The organism is Acinetobacter sp. YH12027 (assembly GCF_013420085.1).
In the GTDB taxonomy this organism is placed as follows: domain Bacteria; phylum Pseudomonadota; class Gammaproteobacteria; order Pseudomonadales; family Moraxellaceae; genus Acinetobacter; species Acinetobacter amyesii.
Genome location: NZ_VOYW01000051.1, coordinates 1 through 17180 on the forward strand (window position 1 = coordinate 1; position 17180 = coordinate 17180).

The window sequence follows — 17180 nt, forward strand, 5'->3', positions numbered from 1 at the left end:
GGATAATCTTTTTCAGATTCAATCAATAATTGAACCGCTCTTTCTCTGATTTCAGGGGTATATTTTAATTTTGTCATCGGGATAGTCTCTCAGAATATTGACTCTCCGACAAAACCGGTACGGTTCATATTCTTAAATTGGTTGCTAGCTGTATTTGTCTAGCTTCAGCGTACACAACTGCATCTCCTGTACCTTCCAAAATAAATGAAGGTCAAATCGCCAATATAGCCGCGCTTACACCCGGTACAATACTATCTTTAGAAGCTCAAACGCCCGATCTTTTTAGCTATGCAGCAGAACGATATATCATTACCTATCGAAGTAGAGGTGTTCATGAAGAACCGATTGTTGCTTCTGGATATATCCTATTACCTAAAGGTAAAGCCCCGAAAGGCGGTTGGCCAGTTTTGGCATGGGCACATGGTACAACTGGTGTAGCAGATACCTGTGCACCTTCAGGTGATTATGCAGATGGACCCGTTCACGTATACCAAAAAATTGCATCCAAAGCTTTAAATGCTTGGCTTGCTCGTGGCTATGCAGTCGTTGCGCCGGATTATCAAGGTTTAGGCACACCAGGCAGTCACCCCTATATGAATGCTCAAAGTCAGTTACACACTGTCGTTGATGCTGTCCGTGCCATGCATCAATTAAAATCAGTCAAATTGAGTAAAAACTGGTATGTCATGGGCCACAGTCAAGGCGGCGCTGCTTCCCTAACCGTAGCAGCGTTTGGACAAAAGGATGCCCCAGAACTCAATTTACGCGGAGCAGTTGCATTGGCACCCGGCGGTTACCAATATGAAGGGATTGCTGAATATGTAGCAAATCAGTCTAATATTGATCCGAGCGTTGCAGCATTTTTACCTATCGTCCTGTTAGGTGCTGAAGCTGCGGAGCCTACACTTTCAGCAAAAGATTTTGTTAGCCCAGAAATGCAGAAAATCCTCAATCAAGCTCGCAATCGCTGCTTATCAGAACTACAAAATGAACTAAAAGTATCACCAAAAACTGTTTTTAAACCCAATGTAGATTTAACGCCATTGACCCGTTATTTAGAAAAACAGTCGATCGAATTGATGACACCTCAGGTACCTTTACTGTTAGTACAAGGTGATTAAGATCAATTGGTAGATTATCGGGGTGTCCATGCTTATTATCAAAAAGTCTGCAAGGAAAATAAACCCATAGCATTTCACCCAATTAAAAATGGTGATCATCGTGATTCACTCAAACAAAGTGAATATTTGATCGATAACTTTATATATTCAATTGAGAATAAGACGTATTTAAATACCTGTCAAACAAACTAATACCCAAAATAAAAGCGCCCTCGTGGCGCTTCTTCTTTCATAATGTCGTGCACAAAAGAACTTTCACTATCGTTGTGGCTTTATCAATACAAATATGGATTAAAACAATCAGCTCTATTTTTAATTTACTCAAAATTTTATATCAATATTTTTGATATAAAATTTTATTATGTAGTTTTATTTACTAAGCTCTTTATTTAAAGCCAAAGATGTTGGTAGTCAACTTAGATCAGTTTGGATTAATAAAATAGAAATACACAACTAAGCAAACTAGCGAAATCGTTGAAATTAAAAGATAAGTGCCCGTTGTATTAAAGCTTTTTAGAAATTTAAATAAGTCCATCATGTCTCCCCCCCATGAAAAAACAGATAAATTATACTAAATAATATCTGGGGGATTAAATAGCTGTTGATCGAATAGCTAAATCGATATGATCAAGTGATCATTAAAAATATATATCTCCTTTAAATCTAGATTAATCTATAGTTTGAGTCTATCAAATACAAAAATACAGCTCCCAACTCAATGAGAACTGTATTTTTAATACTAAAAATTGATCGAAATTAAACGGCAAGTACTTTCACAATAATGGTTTGCATGTCTTCATTTTCTTCAGCCAAATAAACACGTTTTAACTCTTTACTTTTCACTTTGAATTGATGATTTTGATACTGAATTACAGCCGGAATTTGATCAAAATACAGGCTATCTGCGTCTAATTCTTCTTGAAAAAGTGGCGTGCCCAATTGATAGTCTAGGCTTTTTAATACTACATATTTAACAGTCGTTTTCATTGAAATAAACCTACTTTTGTTACGCTCTTTATTTTAAGTTTTAACATCGTTTCCCTTCCGAAGAAACCTTTATTTCATCTTTTCGTACAGCTTCTAAACAATCACACTATTTTTGTGAATTCCTCAACGCCCACAGTGCCACCTTAGACTTTTAGTGAAATTACAGGCGAGCGAAATCAATGCTAAAATTTTAAGAATACTAATGATCATTCACCATTCTACTTTGGGGTAAGCACATGCTTAAACAGTGTTGCGATGCTTTAGAACAAAAATCCATGACTATCGCGTTTATCGAGAGTGCAAGCTCTGGTTATTTATGTAGTCAATTTTCAATTTATAAGAATAGTGGTGCAGATATCTTATTAGGTGGACTAGTGAGCTATGATCCATCAATCAAGCGTGAAATTTTAAAAGTAGATCCTCTACTAATAGAAAAATTTACGGCCGAATCCGCAGAAGTGACTCAAGCGATGGCTGAGCAAGGACAACAACTATTTTTACATGCGGACTTTGTGGTGGCCTGCACTGGATTACTCAAACCCGGTGGCAGTGCAACTGTAGAAAAACCCGAAGGAACATTTTATATTTCAATTTTACATGATGGTCGTATCTATAATTATCATTATTTTATTTTGGGTACGGCTTTAGAACGCTTAGATCAGTTAACTGAAAATGTTGCTCACAGTGTATTAGACATCTTAAATGCAGAATAAAACATACATAATCTTCATATTTAAATATCATTTTGCATCGCATACTGTATTGAGGAATTTACTTATCAGGACAAGAAAATGCAGCTACGTCATTTCAATGCATTCGCAATTAGCACCCTAATTTCCTGCTCTGCTTTCGCGACGGTAGGCGGCCCTCAAACCATTGAGGTTTTAGGTTTTGATAAAAAAGACCAAAAAATCTATTTAATGCGTCATTTTGAAGATGGTCGTGGTCGTTTACCACAATTATATTATTATCAATTAAATAGCCAAAAGCCGACGCAATTAATTACAGTGAAGTCTTTATATATTAATCCTAAGACAAAACGGATTGATTACGACCAAGACAGTGCCCAGTTTGATAAAGAAATCGCGAAAATTAAAAAGCGTTTAGCCAAACTAACACCAGTAAATAACAATAATGCCCGAATACAGTTATTAACGACCATGAATGGCACTGCAAAATCTTGGTATGACCCGAATGAAACCATTGATAAATGGACCTATCAATATCGTATTAAAAATTCGCAGTATAAAAGCGCCATACAAAAGGCTGAGACGTATAAAGAAGGTTTAAAAATCTCTAAAACTTATCGTGTAGTGCAAAAGCCTTTTTATTTAGTGACTGTTAAATATCTAGGGATTCCATTTGAAACGGGATATAGCGTCGAAGATCCTGTTTTATTAACCAAATAGATTGTTAACACAAATAATAAAAAAGCCTCTTTAGAGGCTTTTTTATTTCACTTTAAAATTATGCCGCAGAACGCTCTGCAATCGGCACCACTTTACGCAGTTCAGGGCCTGTATAGTCCGCGCTTGGGCGAATAATACGGTTGTCCGCACGTTGTTCCATCACATGCGCTGCCCAACCTGTTACACGGCTCATCACAAAGATTGGCGTGAATAATTTGGTTGCAATATCCATGAAATGGTATGCAGATGCATGGAAGAAGTCTGCATTACAGAACAATTTCTTCTCGCGCCACATCACTTCTTCACAGCGTACTGATACTGGATAAAGCACAGTATCACCGACGTCTTTTGCTAGGCGTTCAGACCAAATTTTGATGATGCCATTACGTGGATCATTGTCTTTATAGATCGCATGACCAAAGCCCATGATCTTTTCTTTACGCTCAAGTTTGCCGAGCATTTCACGTTCAGCTTCTTCTGGAGACGTCCAGTTTTCAATCATTTCCATCGCAGCTTCGTTCGCACCGCCATGTAATGGGCCACGTAGTGAACCAATTGCACCTGTGATGCATGAATGCATATCTGACAATGTTGATGCACATACACGCGCTGTGAATGTAGATGCGTTAAACTCATGCTCTGCATACAAAATCAGTGATACGTTCATCACTTGCTCGTGCAATTCATTTGGTTTTTCGCCACGCAGTAAATGTAGGAATTGAGCGCCGATTGAATCATCATCGGTGTTTTCTTCTACACGTACACCATCATGGCTGAAACGGTACCAGTAGCAAATGATCGCAGGTAGCGTTGCCAAAATACGGTCTGCAACATCTTGTTGTTGTTCAAACGATTGTTCAGTTTCAAGGTTGCCTAACATTGAAACGCCTGTACGCATCACATCCATTGGATGTGAGTCCGCAGGAATACGTTCTAATACTTCTTTCAACGCTTGTGGCAATTGACGCAATGATTTGAGTTTAGCTTTGTATGCTGCTAATTGTTCTGTTGTTGGCAATTCACCAAAGAAAATCAGGTACGCAACTTCTTCAAACTGACAGTTTTCTGCCAAGTCTTGAACGTCATAACCACGATAGGTTAAGCCCGCACCGCTTTTGCCTACAGTTGAAAGTGCAGTTTTACCCGCTACTTGTCCGCGCAGTCCTGCGCCCGTGAGTACTTTTCCTTCAGCCATTTTTTATTTTCCTTCAGTGAACAATTTATCTAAGGTATTTTCAAAAGTGTGATAATCGAGGAATTGATAGAGTTCTTTTCGTTGTTGCATTTTATCCAGTACATTGACTTGTGTACCGTCATTGCGGATTGCATGCATCACTTCGAGTGCCGCTTTTTGCATTGCACGTGTCGGAGACAATGGATAAAGCACCATTGCAATACCCTGCTCGCCTAGTTCTTCTTTGGTGTAGTAAGGGGTATCACCAAACTCTGTAATGTTTGCCAGTACAGGGACACCAACAGCATCGCAGACAGTTTTGTACATGGTAATATCAGTCATTGCTTCAGCAAAGATCGCATCTGCACCTGCTTCTACACAGGCACATGCACGGTCGATCACTGCTTGCAAACCTTCTTTTTGTAATGCATCTGTACGCGCCATCACCACAAAGTTTGAATCGGTTTTTGCATCAACAGCCGCTTTAATACGGTCAACCATTTCTTGTTGTGACACGATTTCTTTGTTCGGACGGTGACCACAACGCTTTTGTGCGACTTGGTCTTCAATATGAACCGCTGCTGCACCTGCTGCAATCATTTGCTTCACACTGCGGGCAATATTAAATGCACCGCCCCAACCTGTATCGATATCGACAAGTAATGGCGTATCTACACGTTCAGTAATACGACGAACATCTTCCAAAACATTGTCTAAACTGGTCATGCCTAAGTCAGGTAAACCATAAGAATAGTTCGCAACACCTGCACCAGATAAATAAATGGCTTTATAGCCAACTTCTTTTGCCATCATTGCTGCATAGGCATTTACGGTACCAATGATTTGTAATGGTTTTTCTACTTCCAATGCTTGTCTAAATCTTAAGCCTGCAGACGTTTGTTGTGTCATATTCCTTTCCACGGCATTTACTTTAATTTTCGAAGTTTGAGTATATCCATATTTTTTTCCAACTCTATGGCTTTGTAGAATATTAACTCTAAAACTTTAGTCAAATATTTCACTTATCACCTATCTGTTGTTATTCTTTAGTCAAAGATCTCTTATTTATGAGCAAAGCAGAAAAGTACTGAATTTTTTGCTATAATTATCATCAAATCAGCTATTTTTTTGTTAAATATTATCACTTTATGCAAGATTTAATACACATTGAACCTTTAACGCATGACCAGCCACAAACGCGGCGCGGACATGAACGATGTGTTGCGCTTTTAGAAAGTGCTACGGAGCTTTTTTTAAAACGTGGTTTTGATGCAGTTTCATTAGATGACATCGTGAATCATGCAGGTGGTTCAAAAGCGTCAATCTATAAATATTTTGGTAATAAAGACGGATTATTTAAGGCCATTTGTGACTATCGTCGCTGCTTATTTTTCAAAGATATTTGCCTACCATTTACGGTGAGCCCTGACACCGATATTCGTGCTTATCTCATCAATACTTTAAGTGACTTTCATCAGCATATCGTGATGCCTGAAAATGCGGCATTTATGCGGTTAGTCTTAGAACAAACAGGACGTAATCCTGAAATAGCACGTTATATTCATGAGCAAGGCCCAAAACAAATTCAGAACACCGTTGCAGAAATTTTAAATCAAGCGCATCAACACGGTTTGCTGTATTGTGAAAACCCGTTGTTTTCGGCTCAGTTTTATTTTGGAATTTTGCGTAATTTAGAATGGCGCGTTCTCATGGGCATCAGCATTGATGAAAATGATCAAGAAACCATCAATTACATCAGTTATTGCGTCGATCGTTTCCTAGACGGTCACCAAAAGCGCTAGATTTTTTGCAATTTACCTCTCTTATAGTATATTAATCGATTCCTTTTTCTCTAACCAACCAACAACTAATTGTTGTTTTGTTCTTTGATTCAGCAATTATTGTGGAGTAACAATGGCTCTACGTCACTTTCTAACTTTACGCGATTTATCGACTTTAGAACTTAACCAAATTGTACAGCGCGGTATCGAACTCAAGCGCAAACAGCATAACAATGAAGTTTTCCAACCTTTCGTTGGTAAAGTCATGGGCATGATTTTTGAGAAATCGAGCACCCGTACACGTGTATCGTTTGAAGCAGGAATGAGCCAATTTGGTGGTAGTGCAATTTTCCTTTCATCTCGCGACTCTCAATTAGGTCGTGGCGAGCCAGTAGAAGATTCTGCACGCGTGATTTCAAGCATGCTTGATATTGTGATGATTCGTACTTTTGGTCACGACATTGTTGAACGTTTTGCTTCTTATTCAAAAGTTCCTGTCATCAATGCATTAACAGATGATCACCACCCTTGCCAATTACTTGCCGATGTTCAAACATTTGTTGAACACCGTGGTTCTATTGAAGGTAAAACGGTTGCTTGGATTGGTGATGGCAACAATATGTGTAACTCATATATTGAAGCGGCTCATATGTGGGGCTTTAAATTAAAAATCGCTGCACCTAAGGGCTATGAACCTAAAGCAGAATTTTTATCTGAATTTGCACACTGTGTTGAACTTGTTGATTCTGCCGAAGATGCTGCAGTTAATGCAGATTTAATCGTGACAGATGTTTGGGCAAGTATGGGCCAAGAAGAAGAGCAAAAAATTCGTGAAAAAGCGTTTGCAGATTATCAAGTGAATGAACGCCTGATGGATCTTGCTCACGCTGACTGTTTATTTATGCACTGCTTACCTGCGCATCGTGGTGAAGAAATTTCTGAAAATATGCTTGACCACAAAAATGCCGTGGTTTGGGATGAAGCTGAAAATCGCTTACATGCACAAAAAGCACTTGTTGAATTCTTAATTAACGAAAATCTTAAAAAAGACTAAGGTTTTACATAGATAAATGAAGCACCTTCGGGTGCTTTTTTTGTTTTTGCATGCTTTAATAAAACCATAACTTTTATAAGTGATTTAAAATATGCACATTCAAAAAAGCTTGTTAATTTTAGTCTCTTTAGGCCTAAGCACCGTTACATTTGCAGCATCTCCAACTGAGCTAGATCAATACCTCGTAAAAAAAGGAATTTTGGATGCTGCATTCCAAATTAAAAATAAACCTGCTTTAGATGAAATACTTTCTGCCATAAGTGACGAAGACTCTCGCACCCTTCCTTTTCAAGTTGACCAAAATATGTTGATGGAAAAAATGGAAGTTTCAGCAGATAAAATAGAAATCGAAGGAATTATCACCACACCTGACTTTACACAATTTGCAGAATCAGTGGGTCAACAGCAAGTCAAACAACTGATCAAAAAAAATTCTCTACAAAATTGTGAATTGCTATTTGAGCATCAATTTCAACGTGTAAATCCATATGTATTGGAAATGAATTTATCTTCACCTCAACAGAAATACGAAATAAAAATCCACAACGCTGAATGTAAATTTAAATAAACATCTGATTTCTTACAGCTCTTGGTTTACCTTCTGCAATGTTTTTTTACTTAACGAATTAAACCTTGAGGCTGTAATGCAATCACAGCTGCACCCACCAATACGATGATGCCACCTAACATGTCCCATCGCGTTAGATTTACGTGATCGACAAAACGCAACCACAGCAATGCAGAGAAAATGTAGATTCCGCCATAGGCTGCATAGATTCGACCCGAAGCTGCTGGATGTAACGTCAATAACCAAACAAATGCAGCCAATGCAAGCGCTGTTGGAATCCATAACCACTGCGTTTTTTGCTGATTTAAAATCAAATATGGGAAGTAACAACCTAAAATTTCCATCAGTGCTGTTAGTGCAAATAAACCGAAAGTGGTTAGCACTTTTGTTAATGATACGTCCATCATTGAGAAATCCAAATCTAGCGTTGAATAAATATAAAAAACCCGTGCAAGCACGGGTTTTTGTTAATTAAATTGATTAAGCAGGTTCAGCGGTTTGGTCTTCAAACACTTCGAGTTTTAAGCCCACTGCTTTGCCATTTTCTTTCTTCACTGAAACAGCAACATTGCCGCCATGTTCCGCAAGCTCACCAAACAGAATCATTTCAGCAAGCGGTTTTTTCAAATGCTCTTGGATTAAACGCTGCATTGGACGAGCGCCCATCAAGCGATCGTATCCTTGCTCTGCCATCCATTCGCGTGCATCTTGATCAACCTCAAGAACCACTTTCTTATCATCTAACTGTGCCTGAAGCTCTGTTAAGAACTTATCAACCACACTTTCAATGACCGTTGTTGGCAATGCTTTAAATTGAATAACACCATCTAAGCGGTTACGGAACTCTGGTGAGAAGGCTTTTTTCATCGCGTCTTGGTTATCATTACTGTTGTCTTGGTCCATGAAACCAATGCTCACACGTGAAATTGATTCTGCACCAATATTGGTAGTCAGTACTAACACAACGTTACGGAAGTCAGACTTACGACCGTTATTATCTGTTAATGAACCATGATCCATAATTTGCAGTAACAAATTAAAGACATCTGGATGTGCTTTCTCAATTTCGTCTAGTAATAGCACGCAATGCGGATTTTTATGAATCGCGTCGGTCAGCAAACCACCTTGATCAAAACCGACATAACCCGGAGGCGCACCAATTAAACGAGATACGGCATGACGTTCCATGTATTCTGACATATCAAAACGTACTAGTTCGACGCCTAATAATTTCGCCAATTGCTTAGTGACTTCAGTTTTACCCACACCTGTAGGACCCGCAAAGACAAAATTACCCACTGGCTTATCTGGCGCTTTTAGACCTGCACGAGATAATTTAATCGCAGATGCAAGCGCTTCAATCGCTTCATCCTGACCAAACACCACACGTTTCAGATCACGCTCAAGATTTTCAAGGACGCTCTTATCATCTTTAGACACAGTTTTCGGTGGAATACGGGCAATTTTCGATACGATATCTTCAATGTTTTCAACTGAAATGACCGTATCATCCTGCTCAGCTTTTAAACGACGCTGCGCACCAGCTTCATCAATCACATCAATGGCTTTATCTGGCAAGAAACGATCATTGATAAATTTCGCTGATAGTTCTACCGCAGAAACCAAAGCTTGATCTTCGTATTTCACATGATGGAATTCTTCAAATTTGCCTTTTAAGCCACGCAGAATATCAATCGTTTCTGAAATAGATGGTTCATTGACATCAATTTTTTGGAAGCGACGAGATAATGCATGATCTTTTTCAAAGACTTGACGGTATTCTTGGAAAGTCGTTGAACCGATACAACGCAAAGTACCATTTGCCAAAGCTGGTTTGATGAGGTTCGATGCATCCATCGTGCTGCCCATACTTGAGCCTGCACCGATGATCATGTGAATTTCATCAATAAATAAAATAGCTTCAGGCTTTTTCTTCAAGGCATTTAGCAGTTGTTTTAGACGCTTTTCAAAATCACCACGGTATTTAGTTCCAGCAACTAAAGCACCAATGTCTAAACTAAATACTTCTGCATTTTCAAGCGGTTTAGGAGCTTTGCCATTTACAATGAGCCAAGCCAAACCTTCAGCAATCGAAGTTTTACCGACACCTGGGTCACCCACCAAAAGTGGGTTGTTTTTACGACGGCGGCACAGAATTTGAGCTGTACGTTCAATCTCTTTTTCACGACCAATCAGTGGATCTGTTTTGCCTTTTTGAGCTTCAACATTGAGATTGGTCGTATAAAGCTCTAATGGGCCAGAATTTGAAGACGTAGTGCTTTCACCATCGAGCTCTTCGATTTCTTCTTCGGCTTGGACTTCATCTTTACGTGTGCCATGAGACAAATACTGCGTTAATGTCAAACGGTTGATTTGATGGCGTTTAAGTAAATACACCGCAAATGAATCACGCTCTGAATACATCGCAACTAAAATGTCTGCACCTTCTACAGTGCGGTCATTTCCACTCGATTGCACATGGAAAATTGCACGCTGCAAAATACGATCAAAACTTTCTGTAGGATGTGGTGCTTGATCGCTATTTTCGCCAAGCTTAGGGGTATGTTGTTCTACGTATTCTTCAAGTTCTTTGCGAAGCACAATAATGTCTGCGCCACATGCTTTCAATGCATTAACAGCGGAATCATTATCCAGTAAAGCCAATAATAAATGTTCTACCGTCAAAAATTCATGTCTCTTTTGACGAGCCATGCTGACAGCCAAACGTAGTGATACTTCTAATTGACGACTGAGCATGTAATCCCCTTATTAATCTTTTGGCTCAATCTGACAAAGTAATGGATGACTTTGCGACCGAGCGTAATTATTGACCTGATTTGCTTTAGTCTCTGCGATGTCTCGCGGATAAACCCCTGCAACACCCTTTCCTTCATAATGTACAGTTAGCATTACTTGAGTGGCTTGGTCAAGATTCAAAGCAAAGTATTGTTGTAAAATTTCAATTACAAAGTCCATTGGGGTGTAATCATCGTTCATTAAAACGACAGCATACATAGGAGGACGCTTTAACTCAGGTGGCGCAGTCAATACTTGAATGTCTGAATCACCATCATCCTGCGTACCTTGGCTGAGAGTCGGGTTTAGATGCCAGTCCACTAAACCAGATTGGTAAAATGAATTTTTAATGTCAGATAAACACGTTTGACGCTTATTGGTTCGCATAGGATTTAGGTTTCACACTTAGTTTGCACTTGCTTCAGTTTGAGGAATTTCTGAAAGGAAGGCAGATTGATTTTCAACAGGCTGACCTTTCGACCAGCTAAAACGGCGAATAACGGGTTTAGAACCGGTTAAACGCACTTCAATAAAGTCTGGACTAAAGCCTTTTGGCATGGTCCAACGTCCAGTGAGTCGCTCACTTTCGCTAAAGTTAAAGTTTTTGTCTTCTAAAGGCACTGCAAGTACTTCTGTACCCTTAATTAAACGCAGCTCAACACTTCCAGATACATTACTTTTTGACGGACTTACTTGAACGAGATCAAGTTGGTATTCATACGCATTTTCAGGTAACGATTTAATCGCTAAATGTTGTACTGCAAGCGGCATACCCCCACGTTGGCGCAATACTTCACGATACAAAACACCCAAATTACCGGTTAACTCTTGATCATCACGTGCTTTTTTAACGGCCAAATATAAATCATTTGAATTACTTACAGCGACATCACGCTCTTGAATTGCCGCATTCAAACTTTTATTCAGGCCTGCTAATTCAGTTTTTTGCTTTTGCACCACATCAACCAGTTGCTCTGCATCTGCATCATATCCGACCACTGTTAAGCCCTGACGATGACCGATACTATATCCGAGCAAACCGCTGCTCAATGCAAGTACAACTGCACCAATCGCCAGTGGCATATTCGTCTTCATAAAAGGCGTTTTTTCACTGTTTTCAGGTTCTGACTTGAAATTAGATTCTGTATTCGACATCGTCATCTCTTATTTTTAGTTCACTCAAGGCACACATTTAAATCCAGTTTTAAATGTGTGTGAAGTTTTAAATCGTTTCTTATGGTAATAAACCAATGCCTTGAAGTCCTGCATTTTCAGCAAAACTAAACATCAAGTTCATATTTTGTACGGCTTGACCTGCTGCACCTTTCACCAAGTTGTCTTGAGCCACCAAAATCACTAATTTTTTCGGCTGAGGTTTGCAAATCGCAATACGTAATTGGTTCGCACCACGCACAGTACGTGTTTCAGGTGAGCTTCCTGCAGGCATAACATCTACAAACTGCTCATTGGCATAGAACTGTTCATATATGCTTTGTAAATCCACAGAAGCACCTGCGTCAGTCAAATCAATATAGATAGTGCTGAGCATGCCACGAATCATTGGTACTAAATGTGGTACGAATAAAATTTCGTTAAACACACCTTTTTGACCTGAAATATTTTCCAAGGCTTCTACAATTTCAGGGTGATGACGGTGACCCGCTACACCATAAGCTTTAAAGTTATCTGCATTTTCAGAATAGATCATACCCAGGCTGGCTTTACGACCTGCACCAGACACACCTGATTTTGCATCAATAATAATGCTTTCAGGTTTCACTAATCCTTCAGCTTTTAATACTGGCGCTAAACCGAGCTGAACAGTTGTTGGGTAACAACCTGGGTTACCAATCACTGAAGCCTTTTGAATTTTTTCACGGTTTAATTCAGACAAACCGTAAACTGAATCTTTTAATAATTCTGGGCAAGCATGGTCGAGGCCATACCATTTCTCAAATTGAGCTAAGTCTTGCAAGCGGAAGTCAGCAGCAAGGTCAATCACTTTAGTATTTGCAGCAACCAATTCTTCAGCGTGTTTCATTGCAACACCGTGCGGCGTCGCAAAGAATACAACGTCACATTGTTTTAGTTCTTCAATATTTAGATCTGAATAGCAAAGGTCTGTATGTCCACGCAAGCTTGGGAACATATCATCCACACGGCGGCCATTTTCAGTACGCGAAGTTAAAACTTTTACTTCTGCATTGGGGTGTCGCAGTAAAATACGCAGTAATTCAACACCTGTGTAACCTGTACCGCCGACAATACCTACTGAAATCACGCTCATTACCTCTATTCAAAGTACCCATTTGATGACTGCGTAGTATGACAGGAAGTTGAGGATTTCTGAACTGTTTTGCTTAGTTATTAGTTGAAATTAGCATTTTCTTTATCATAAAGAATCCAAGCTAGCATCTGGTTTTAACTCATAATAAATTTACTAAAATTTAAGCACCCATTCGCCCATTAAATAACGATAGCTATAATCGGCACCATAATATGAAGCACTGTTACTATAACCCGCATTTAAGCGCACAAATTGGTTTTGATGAATTGGACTCTGTATGTTCAGTTCCAGCAGTTTTGTTGATTGGCTCGGTGCATCAGCCACTTTTTCTCGTCCATAACCGACTGTAATCCCAGTCGTCCAACCATTGTATCTTTTACGCCACCCCAGAGCTAACATACTTTCTTCATAATCTTTAGGATTAAAATACAACCCTGCAACATCATCCGCATCACTTTGATACAAACGGTATCGCGCCTGCAATGTTAAGCCATGTTCTAAGGATGGCTGATAGATTAATTTTAAGCGACCATGATCACGGCGATTGTCATCTGAAAATAATTGCGTTGCTACCAAACCAACCACGGTAACATGTGGCCCTATTTGCTGATCAACCGCGCCACCCAAATAGGTAAAATGAATACCGTGCTCTAAAGCTGGTCGTGTTTCGACCCAATCACGATTTGCAAATACTTCTACTGCAGTACTTTTAGTTAGTGGTTGACGATAGCTACCATCAAAGGTGGCTAAGGTATGGTCATTTTGTTCAAAAACCCCAGCTTCAAGCGTCCATCCATTTGCAGTTGCAGCTTCTACATTTTTAGCAATGATTGATACTTTATAAGCATCACTCTGCCAATCATCGATTTTATAGTTATAGGCACTAAAACGTGCGCCTAAATAATCATTTGCATTGTTGTATTGAGGAAAAACTTCAGCTGATAATTTTTGGGTTTCAAAACCTTCACTATCATGGCTAATGAAAAACTCTGTGCCTGCAGCCCAATTTGAAGGTTGGGTTGCTGACGACTCACCCGCCTGCACATAGGCTGAAAATAAGCACAAAAAGCATAATGAGAAACCAAAATTCATATTGCTAGATTTCATTTAGTACCCCATTTTTTACGTGTTTTCAAAATTTCATCCAAATAGCCTAAAATGCTTGCTGGTTGCAACAAGAAACTATAAGCCAAAACATAAATAAAAAAACCCGTTAGGTTTTTACGTATTTTAAGATCCATAGTTTTAAACATTCGCTTTTCAATACTGTAATTGAGAAAACCCAACAAAAAAGCCATAGGTAAGAGAGCCAAAGTCATTGGGCCAACTATCCAAAAATGACCAAAACATGCCAAAATAATTCCAGGAATAAAACCAAAGGTAAAGGCAATGTCTAACCATGGAAACAGCACATTCCAATGAATAAAGAATGTAGATAACCGCGGCTTAATCAAAATACCAGGATGCTTAATAAAAGCCTCCATCATGCCACGTGCCCAACGCTGACGTTGTTTAACAAAAACGTTGAGTTCCGTCGGCGCATTGGTAAATACACAGGCATCCTCCGAATGTCCAACACGGTAACCTGCTCTGAGCAGAGCCCAAGTAAGAACAATATCCTCACCTACACATTCAGGCCAACCACCCACTTCAACAAGTGCATTACGGTCATAAATTGAAAATGCCCCTTGAGCAACCAAGGTGCCTTGATATAAAGACTGTAAGCGTTTTGTCGCTGCAATTCCCAAAAAATAATCCCACTCTTGCGTTTTTGTCAGTAAATTTTGACGTGAATTTCGTACCAAAATTTTACCTGCAACAGCGCGTGTATTCGGCGGATCTGCAACATAGCGCTCCACAATGCATTGCAAAGCAATACGGTGTAAGTAAGAGTCTGCATCAACGGTGAGCACCAAATCATGTTTGGCTAATTTCAACCCTTCATTTAAGGCATGAGCCTTACCCGCATTTTGGGTTAAATCCAATAAAGTCAGCCATGAATACTGAGCTTCAGCCTGTTTTACCAATTGTGCAGTACTATCTTTAGAACCATCATTAATCACAATGACTTGCAGTCCACCCGGATAATTTTGTCGATCCACACTCTGAAGCGTGTCTAGGATAGAAGATTCTTCATTGTATGCAGCTATGAGAATTGTAATATTCGGATATACATCTAAAATTTGTCATTTAGGCCTTTTATCCATCAACAAACTTAGTGCGGCAAAGGAATTCATAAATCCAGGAATAATGGCAATGCCGAAAATAAAAAATATTGCTGCTACAGAGCCAATTAATTCACTTAAATCTCTAATCCAATTTTCAGCCATCCATAATGAAAAATATGTCCAAAGACAAGCCCCAATGAAAGCAATAACAAATTTAACGCGTACAGAAATATAAAACCGTGTAGCAACACTGCTACGATCATGAGTAACCATATACAAATGCTTTAAGCGTCAGACAATAACGCCTGGAGAGAAAACAAACTGAACGCGCACGTAAAAAATACAATGAATAAATATCAATACATTAGAACATTTTAGATTGGTTTTTAACCAATCAGACAATGTGCTCAAAACCACGCCCCAACCCAAACACATAATACCAACAAAGCTTCACAAAACAACAATAAAATGTGACTTATATAACAACTTTTTTAAATTATTTATAATTATCTCAATAAATAGTGGAGTAAAAACTCTAATTATTACCATAAGAAAATAATCATAATCCAGTTTCTACACTTACGCGGAAATAAAGATTTCGTAAAGTAGCAAGAGCAAGACAATGGATATTTGGAGTTAGAATATAATAATTAGTTAAATTTAATAAAAAACAATTTCAATATTAACCACACCAATATGCTTTACAACATCGGCACAACATCGGCGTAATCTTACTTATTGTTATTATCCTTCATTACAAACTATATCTTGCAGAAGCCTTTTCAGTTGAAAATTTCTTCTTTTTAATACTTCTGTTAATAATTTTTGTCTTAATCAAAAGCTACCGCATTTTGCATTAATTTTTAAAATAAAAATTAACCTCAAACAATATTCCACCACCACGCCATTGGACTGCTCTTCAACGTTTTCCGATGCTGCTGGAAATGAACATCATGTTTTTGAACTTCTGCCCAAAAGTTTGGGCTATGATCAAAATGCTGAGTATGCGCTAACTCGTGTACAGCCACATAACGCGTGATTTCCAATGGGAACAACACCAAGCCGCTATTCAGCATAATGTCATGCTTTGCAGAGCAACTCCCCCAGCGAGTTTTAGGCTGACGAATCGAGCACTTACCATATTTCAAGCCTGTTTCACTGCTCACTTGCTTTAAATAAATCGGTAAATACTTTTTGGCATAAGCAATCACAAAGCTTTTTAAATATTGTTCAGGCTGCCGGTCACTGATGAAAAGCTGATGATTTTCTTCATCCAAGATAAATGAATGTTTTTGCGTTTGATACACAACCTGTAAAGGCTGTTCTAAATTAAAGAGTTTTAATTCTGCTGGAAGCGTTTTATCAATCTGCCCTGTTTTTTCCTGCTGCTTCTGCCATGTTTCAATCATCCATTGTTCAGATTGTTTCAGAAAATCTTGAACTTGGCGCTGCGTGCAAAACTGAGGAACTGTTAATTTAATTTGTGTTGGTTCTACACGCAGTCTTAAGCGTGTGGCACGTAATTTTCGAGTGATTTGAATTTCAGGAAGGTTTGGTGTCATTTATTCTTTTTAAAAGCTTATTAATAATGCATAAAATTGAATTTTAAATATCTTCAAAAATATATTAGGAATCCCTTCTCCCTCTGGGAGAAGGTTAGGATGAGGAAGCTATTAAAAAGAAACCTCTCCCTAACCCTCTCCTAAAAGGCATAGGTATCTACACATTTTTTATAAATTGAATGCGATCTGAGCAATCGCATTCAGCTCATCAGACGAATACTCTGACAACAACTGAAGAGTGTTCAATAGTATTGAAAGCCCTGCCAGTATGGC

The 17180-nt window shown here is 38.8% G+C and carries 17 protein-coding genes and 1 pseudogene; 6 read left to right on the forward strand and 12 right to left on the reverse strand.

What is annotated here, in order from left to right; genetic code table 11:
• Window positions 1–128: 128 nt before the first annotated feature.
• A pseudogene (locus FTT94_RS14615) lies at window positions 129–1313 on the forward strand (alpha/beta fold hydrolase).
• A 564-nt stretch (window positions 1314–1877) separates the two neighbouring features.
• Here the strand turns inward: FTT94_RS14615 and FTT94_RS14620 are convergent.
• A complete protein-coding gene (locus FTT94_RS14620) occupies window positions 1878–2108 on the reverse strand; it encodes a hypothetical protein (protein ID WP_078190858.1) in 231 nt (76 codons plus the stop codon).
• Between the two features lie 236 nt (window positions 2109–2344).
• Here FTT94_RS14620 and FTT94_RS14625 point away from each other — a divergent pair, with 236 nt between their 5' ends.
• Window positions 2345–2821 (forward strand): CinA family protein, encoded by a 477-nt coding sequence (locus tag FTT94_RS14625; protein ID WP_168379808.1) that lies wholly within the window; start codon window positions 2345–2347, stop codon window positions 2819–2821.
• Window positions 2822–2899: 78 nt separating this feature from the next.
• A complete protein-coding gene (locus FTT94_RS14630) occupies window positions 2900–3517 on the forward strand; it encodes an aminotransferase (protein WP_180171025.1) in 618 nt (205 codons plus the stop codon).
• A gap of 58 nt (window positions 3518–3575) precedes the next feature.
• On the opposite strand, the gene prpC is transcribed toward FTT94_RS14630, so the two are convergent.
• The gene (gene prpC, locus FTT94_RS14635; protein WP_180007804.1) at window positions 3576–4712 is read right to left on the reverse strand and encodes a 2-methylcitrate synthase; all 1137 of its coding nucleotides are present in this window, start codon (window positions 4710–4712) and stop codon (window positions 3576–3578) included.
• A 3-nt stretch (window positions 4713–4715) separates the two neighbouring features.
• Window positions 4716–5600 carry a methylisocitrate lyase gene (gene prpB / locus FTT94_RS14640; protein WP_180005561.1) on the reverse strand — a complete coding sequence of 295 codons (885 nt, stop codon included), beginning with the start codon at window positions 5598–5600 and terminating at the stop codon, window positions 4716–4718.
• A gap of 239 nt (window positions 5601–5839) precedes the next feature.
• Between prpB and FTT94_RS14645 the strand changes: the two genes are divergently transcribed.
• The 3 genes from FTT94_RS14645 (at window position 5840) to FTT94_RS14655 (ending at window position 8094) form a co-directional block, all read left to right on the forward strand.
• Window positions 5840–6493: a TetR/AcrR family transcriptional regulator gene (locus FTT94_RS14645; RefSeq protein WP_180007806.1), complete on the forward strand. Its 654-nt coding sequence runs from the start codon at window positions 5840–5842 to the stop codon at window positions 6491–6493.
• Between the two features lie 112 nt (window positions 6494–6605).
• Complete coding sequence (gene argF, locus FTT94_RS14650) at window positions 6606–7526, forward strand: ornithine carbamoyltransferase (protein WP_078193464.1); 921 nt, start codon at window positions 6606–6608, stop codon at window positions 7524–7526.
• A 91-nt stretch (window positions 7527–7617) separates the two neighbouring features.
• Window positions 7618–8094: a hypothetical protein gene (locus FTT94_RS14655; RefSeq protein ID WP_180171026.1), complete on the forward strand. Its 477-nt coding sequence runs from the start codon at window positions 7618–7620 to the stop codon at window positions 8092–8094.
• Window positions 8095–8144: 50 nt separating this feature from the next.
• Here FTT94_RS14655 and FTT94_RS14660 read toward each other — a convergent pair whose 3' ends face one another.
• The 9 genes from FTT94_RS14660 to FTT94_RS14700 form a co-directional block, all read right to left on the reverse strand.
• Complete coding sequence (locus FTT94_RS14660) at window positions 8145–8498, reverse strand: YnfA family protein (RefSeq protein WP_180171030.1); 354 nt, start codon at window positions 8496–8498, stop codon at window positions 8145–8147.
• A 76-nt stretch (window positions 8499–8574) separates the two neighbouring features.
• Window positions 8575–10851 (reverse strand): ATP-dependent Clp protease ATP-binding subunit ClpA, encoded by a 2277-nt coding sequence (gene clpA / locus FTT94_RS14665; protein ID WP_078188640.1) that lies wholly within the window; start codon window positions 10849–10851, stop codon window positions 8575–8577.
• A gap of 12 nt (window positions 10852–10863) precedes the next feature.
• Window positions 10864–11277 (reverse strand): ATP-dependent Clp protease adapter ClpS, encoded by a 414-nt coding sequence (gene clpS, locus FTT94_RS14670; RefSeq protein ID WP_078188641.1) that lies wholly within the window; start codon window positions 11275–11277, stop codon window positions 10864–10866.
• A gap of 18 nt (window positions 11278–11295) precedes the next feature.
• A complete protein-coding gene (locus tag FTT94_RS14675) occupies window positions 11296–12045 on the reverse strand; it encodes a hypothetical protein (RefSeq protein ID WP_180026241.1) in 750 nt (249 codons plus the stop codon).
• A gap of 79 nt (window positions 12046–12124) precedes the next feature.
• Window positions 12125–13177, reverse strand: coding sequence for an N-acetyl-gamma-glutamyl-phosphate reductase (argC, locus tag FTT94_RS14680; protein ID WP_180171027.1), 1053 nt, complete (start codon window positions 13175–13177; stop codon window positions 12125–12127).
• A gap of 153 nt (window positions 13178–13330) precedes the next feature.
• Entirely contained in the window at window positions 13331–14284 is a 954-nt protein-coding gene (locus tag FTT94_RS14685) for a hypothetical protein (RefSeq protein ID WP_218955840.1), read from the reverse strand.
• The gene (locus FTT94_RS14690; RefSeq protein ID WP_373686037.1) at window positions 14281–15360 is read right to left on the reverse strand and encodes a glycosyltransferase family 2 protein; all 1080 of its coding nucleotides are present in this window, start codon (window positions 15358–15360) and stop codon (window positions 14281–14283) included. The genes FTT94_RS14685 and FTT94_RS14690 overlap by 4 nt, the downstream gene beginning before the upstream one ends.
• A 3-nt stretch (window positions 15361–15363) precedes the next feature.
• The gene (locus FTT94_RS16780) at window positions 15364–15618 is read right to left on the reverse strand and encodes a hypothetical protein (protein ID WP_180171028.1); all 255 of its coding nucleotides are present in this window, start codon (window positions 15616–15618) and stop codon (window positions 15364–15366) included.
• A gap of 608 nt (window positions 15619–16226) precedes the next feature.
• Window positions 16227–16907 (reverse strand): SprT family zinc-dependent metalloprotease, encoded by a 681-nt coding sequence (locus FTT94_RS14700; protein ID WP_180171029.1) that lies wholly within the window; start codon window positions 16905–16907, stop codon window positions 16227–16229.
• Window positions 16908–17180: the final 273 nt, after the last annotated feature.

Coding starts and splice junctions, on each gene's coding strand:
- clpA (WP_078188640.1), bottom strand. CDS start 10,851: ATGCTCAGTCGTCAATTAGAAGTATCACTACGTTTGGCTGTCAGCATG.
- argF (WP_078193464.1), top strand. CDS start 6,606: ATGGCTCTACGTCACTTTCTAACTTTACGCGATTTATCGACTTTAGAA.
- FTT94_RS14700 (WP_180171029.1), bottom strand. CDS start 16,907: ATGACACCAAACCTTCCTGAAATTCAAATCACTCGAAAATTACGTGCC.
- FTT94_RS14685 (WP_218955840.1), bottom strand. CDS start 14,284: ATGAAATCTAGCAATATGAATTTTGGTTTCTCATTATGCTTTTTGTGC.
- FTT94_RS14660 (WP_180171030.1), bottom strand. CDS start 8,498: ATGGACGTATCATTAACAAAAGTGCTAACCACTTTCGGTTTATTTGCA.
- FTT94_RS14620 (WP_078190858.1), bottom strand. CDS start 2,108: ATGAAAACGACTGTTAAATATGTAGTATTAAAAAGCCTAGACTATCAA.
- prpC (WP_180007804.1), bottom strand. CDS start 4,712: ATGGCTGAAGGAAAAGTACTCACGGGCGCAGGACTGCGCGGACAAGTA.
- FTT94_RS14645 (WP_180007806.1), top strand. CDS start 5,840: ATGCAAGATTTAATACACATTGAACCTTTAACGCATGACCAGCCACAA.
- FTT94_RS14625 (WP_168379808.1), top strand. CDS start 2,345: ATGCTTAAACAGTGTTGCGATGCTTTAGAACAAAAATCCATGACTATC.
- FTT94_RS14630 (WP_180171025.1), top strand. CDS start 2,900: ATGCAGCTACGTCATTTCAATGCATTCGCAATTAGCACCCTAATTTCC.
- FTT94_RS16780 (WP_180171028.1), bottom strand. CDS start 15,618: ATGGTTACTCATGATCGTAGCAGTGTTGCTACACGGTTTTATATTTCT.
- prpB (WP_180005561.1), bottom strand. CDS start 5,600: ATGACACAACAAACGTCTGCAGGCTTAAGATTTAGACAAGCATTGGAA.
- FTT94_RS14675 (WP_180026241.1), bottom strand. CDS start 12,045: ATGTCGAATACAGAATCTAATTTCAAGTCAGAACCTGAAAACAGTGAA.
- argC (WP_180171027.1), bottom strand. CDS start 13,177: ATGAGCGTGATTTCAGTAGGTATTGTCGGCGGTACAGGTTACACAGGT.
- FTT94_RS14655 (WP_180171026.1), top strand. CDS start 7,618: ATGCACATTCAAAAAAGCTTGTTAATTTTAGTCTCTTTAGGCCTAAGC.
- clpS (WP_078188641.1), bottom strand. CDS start 11,277: ATGCGAACCAATAAGCGTCAAACGTGTTTATCTGACATTAAAAATTCA.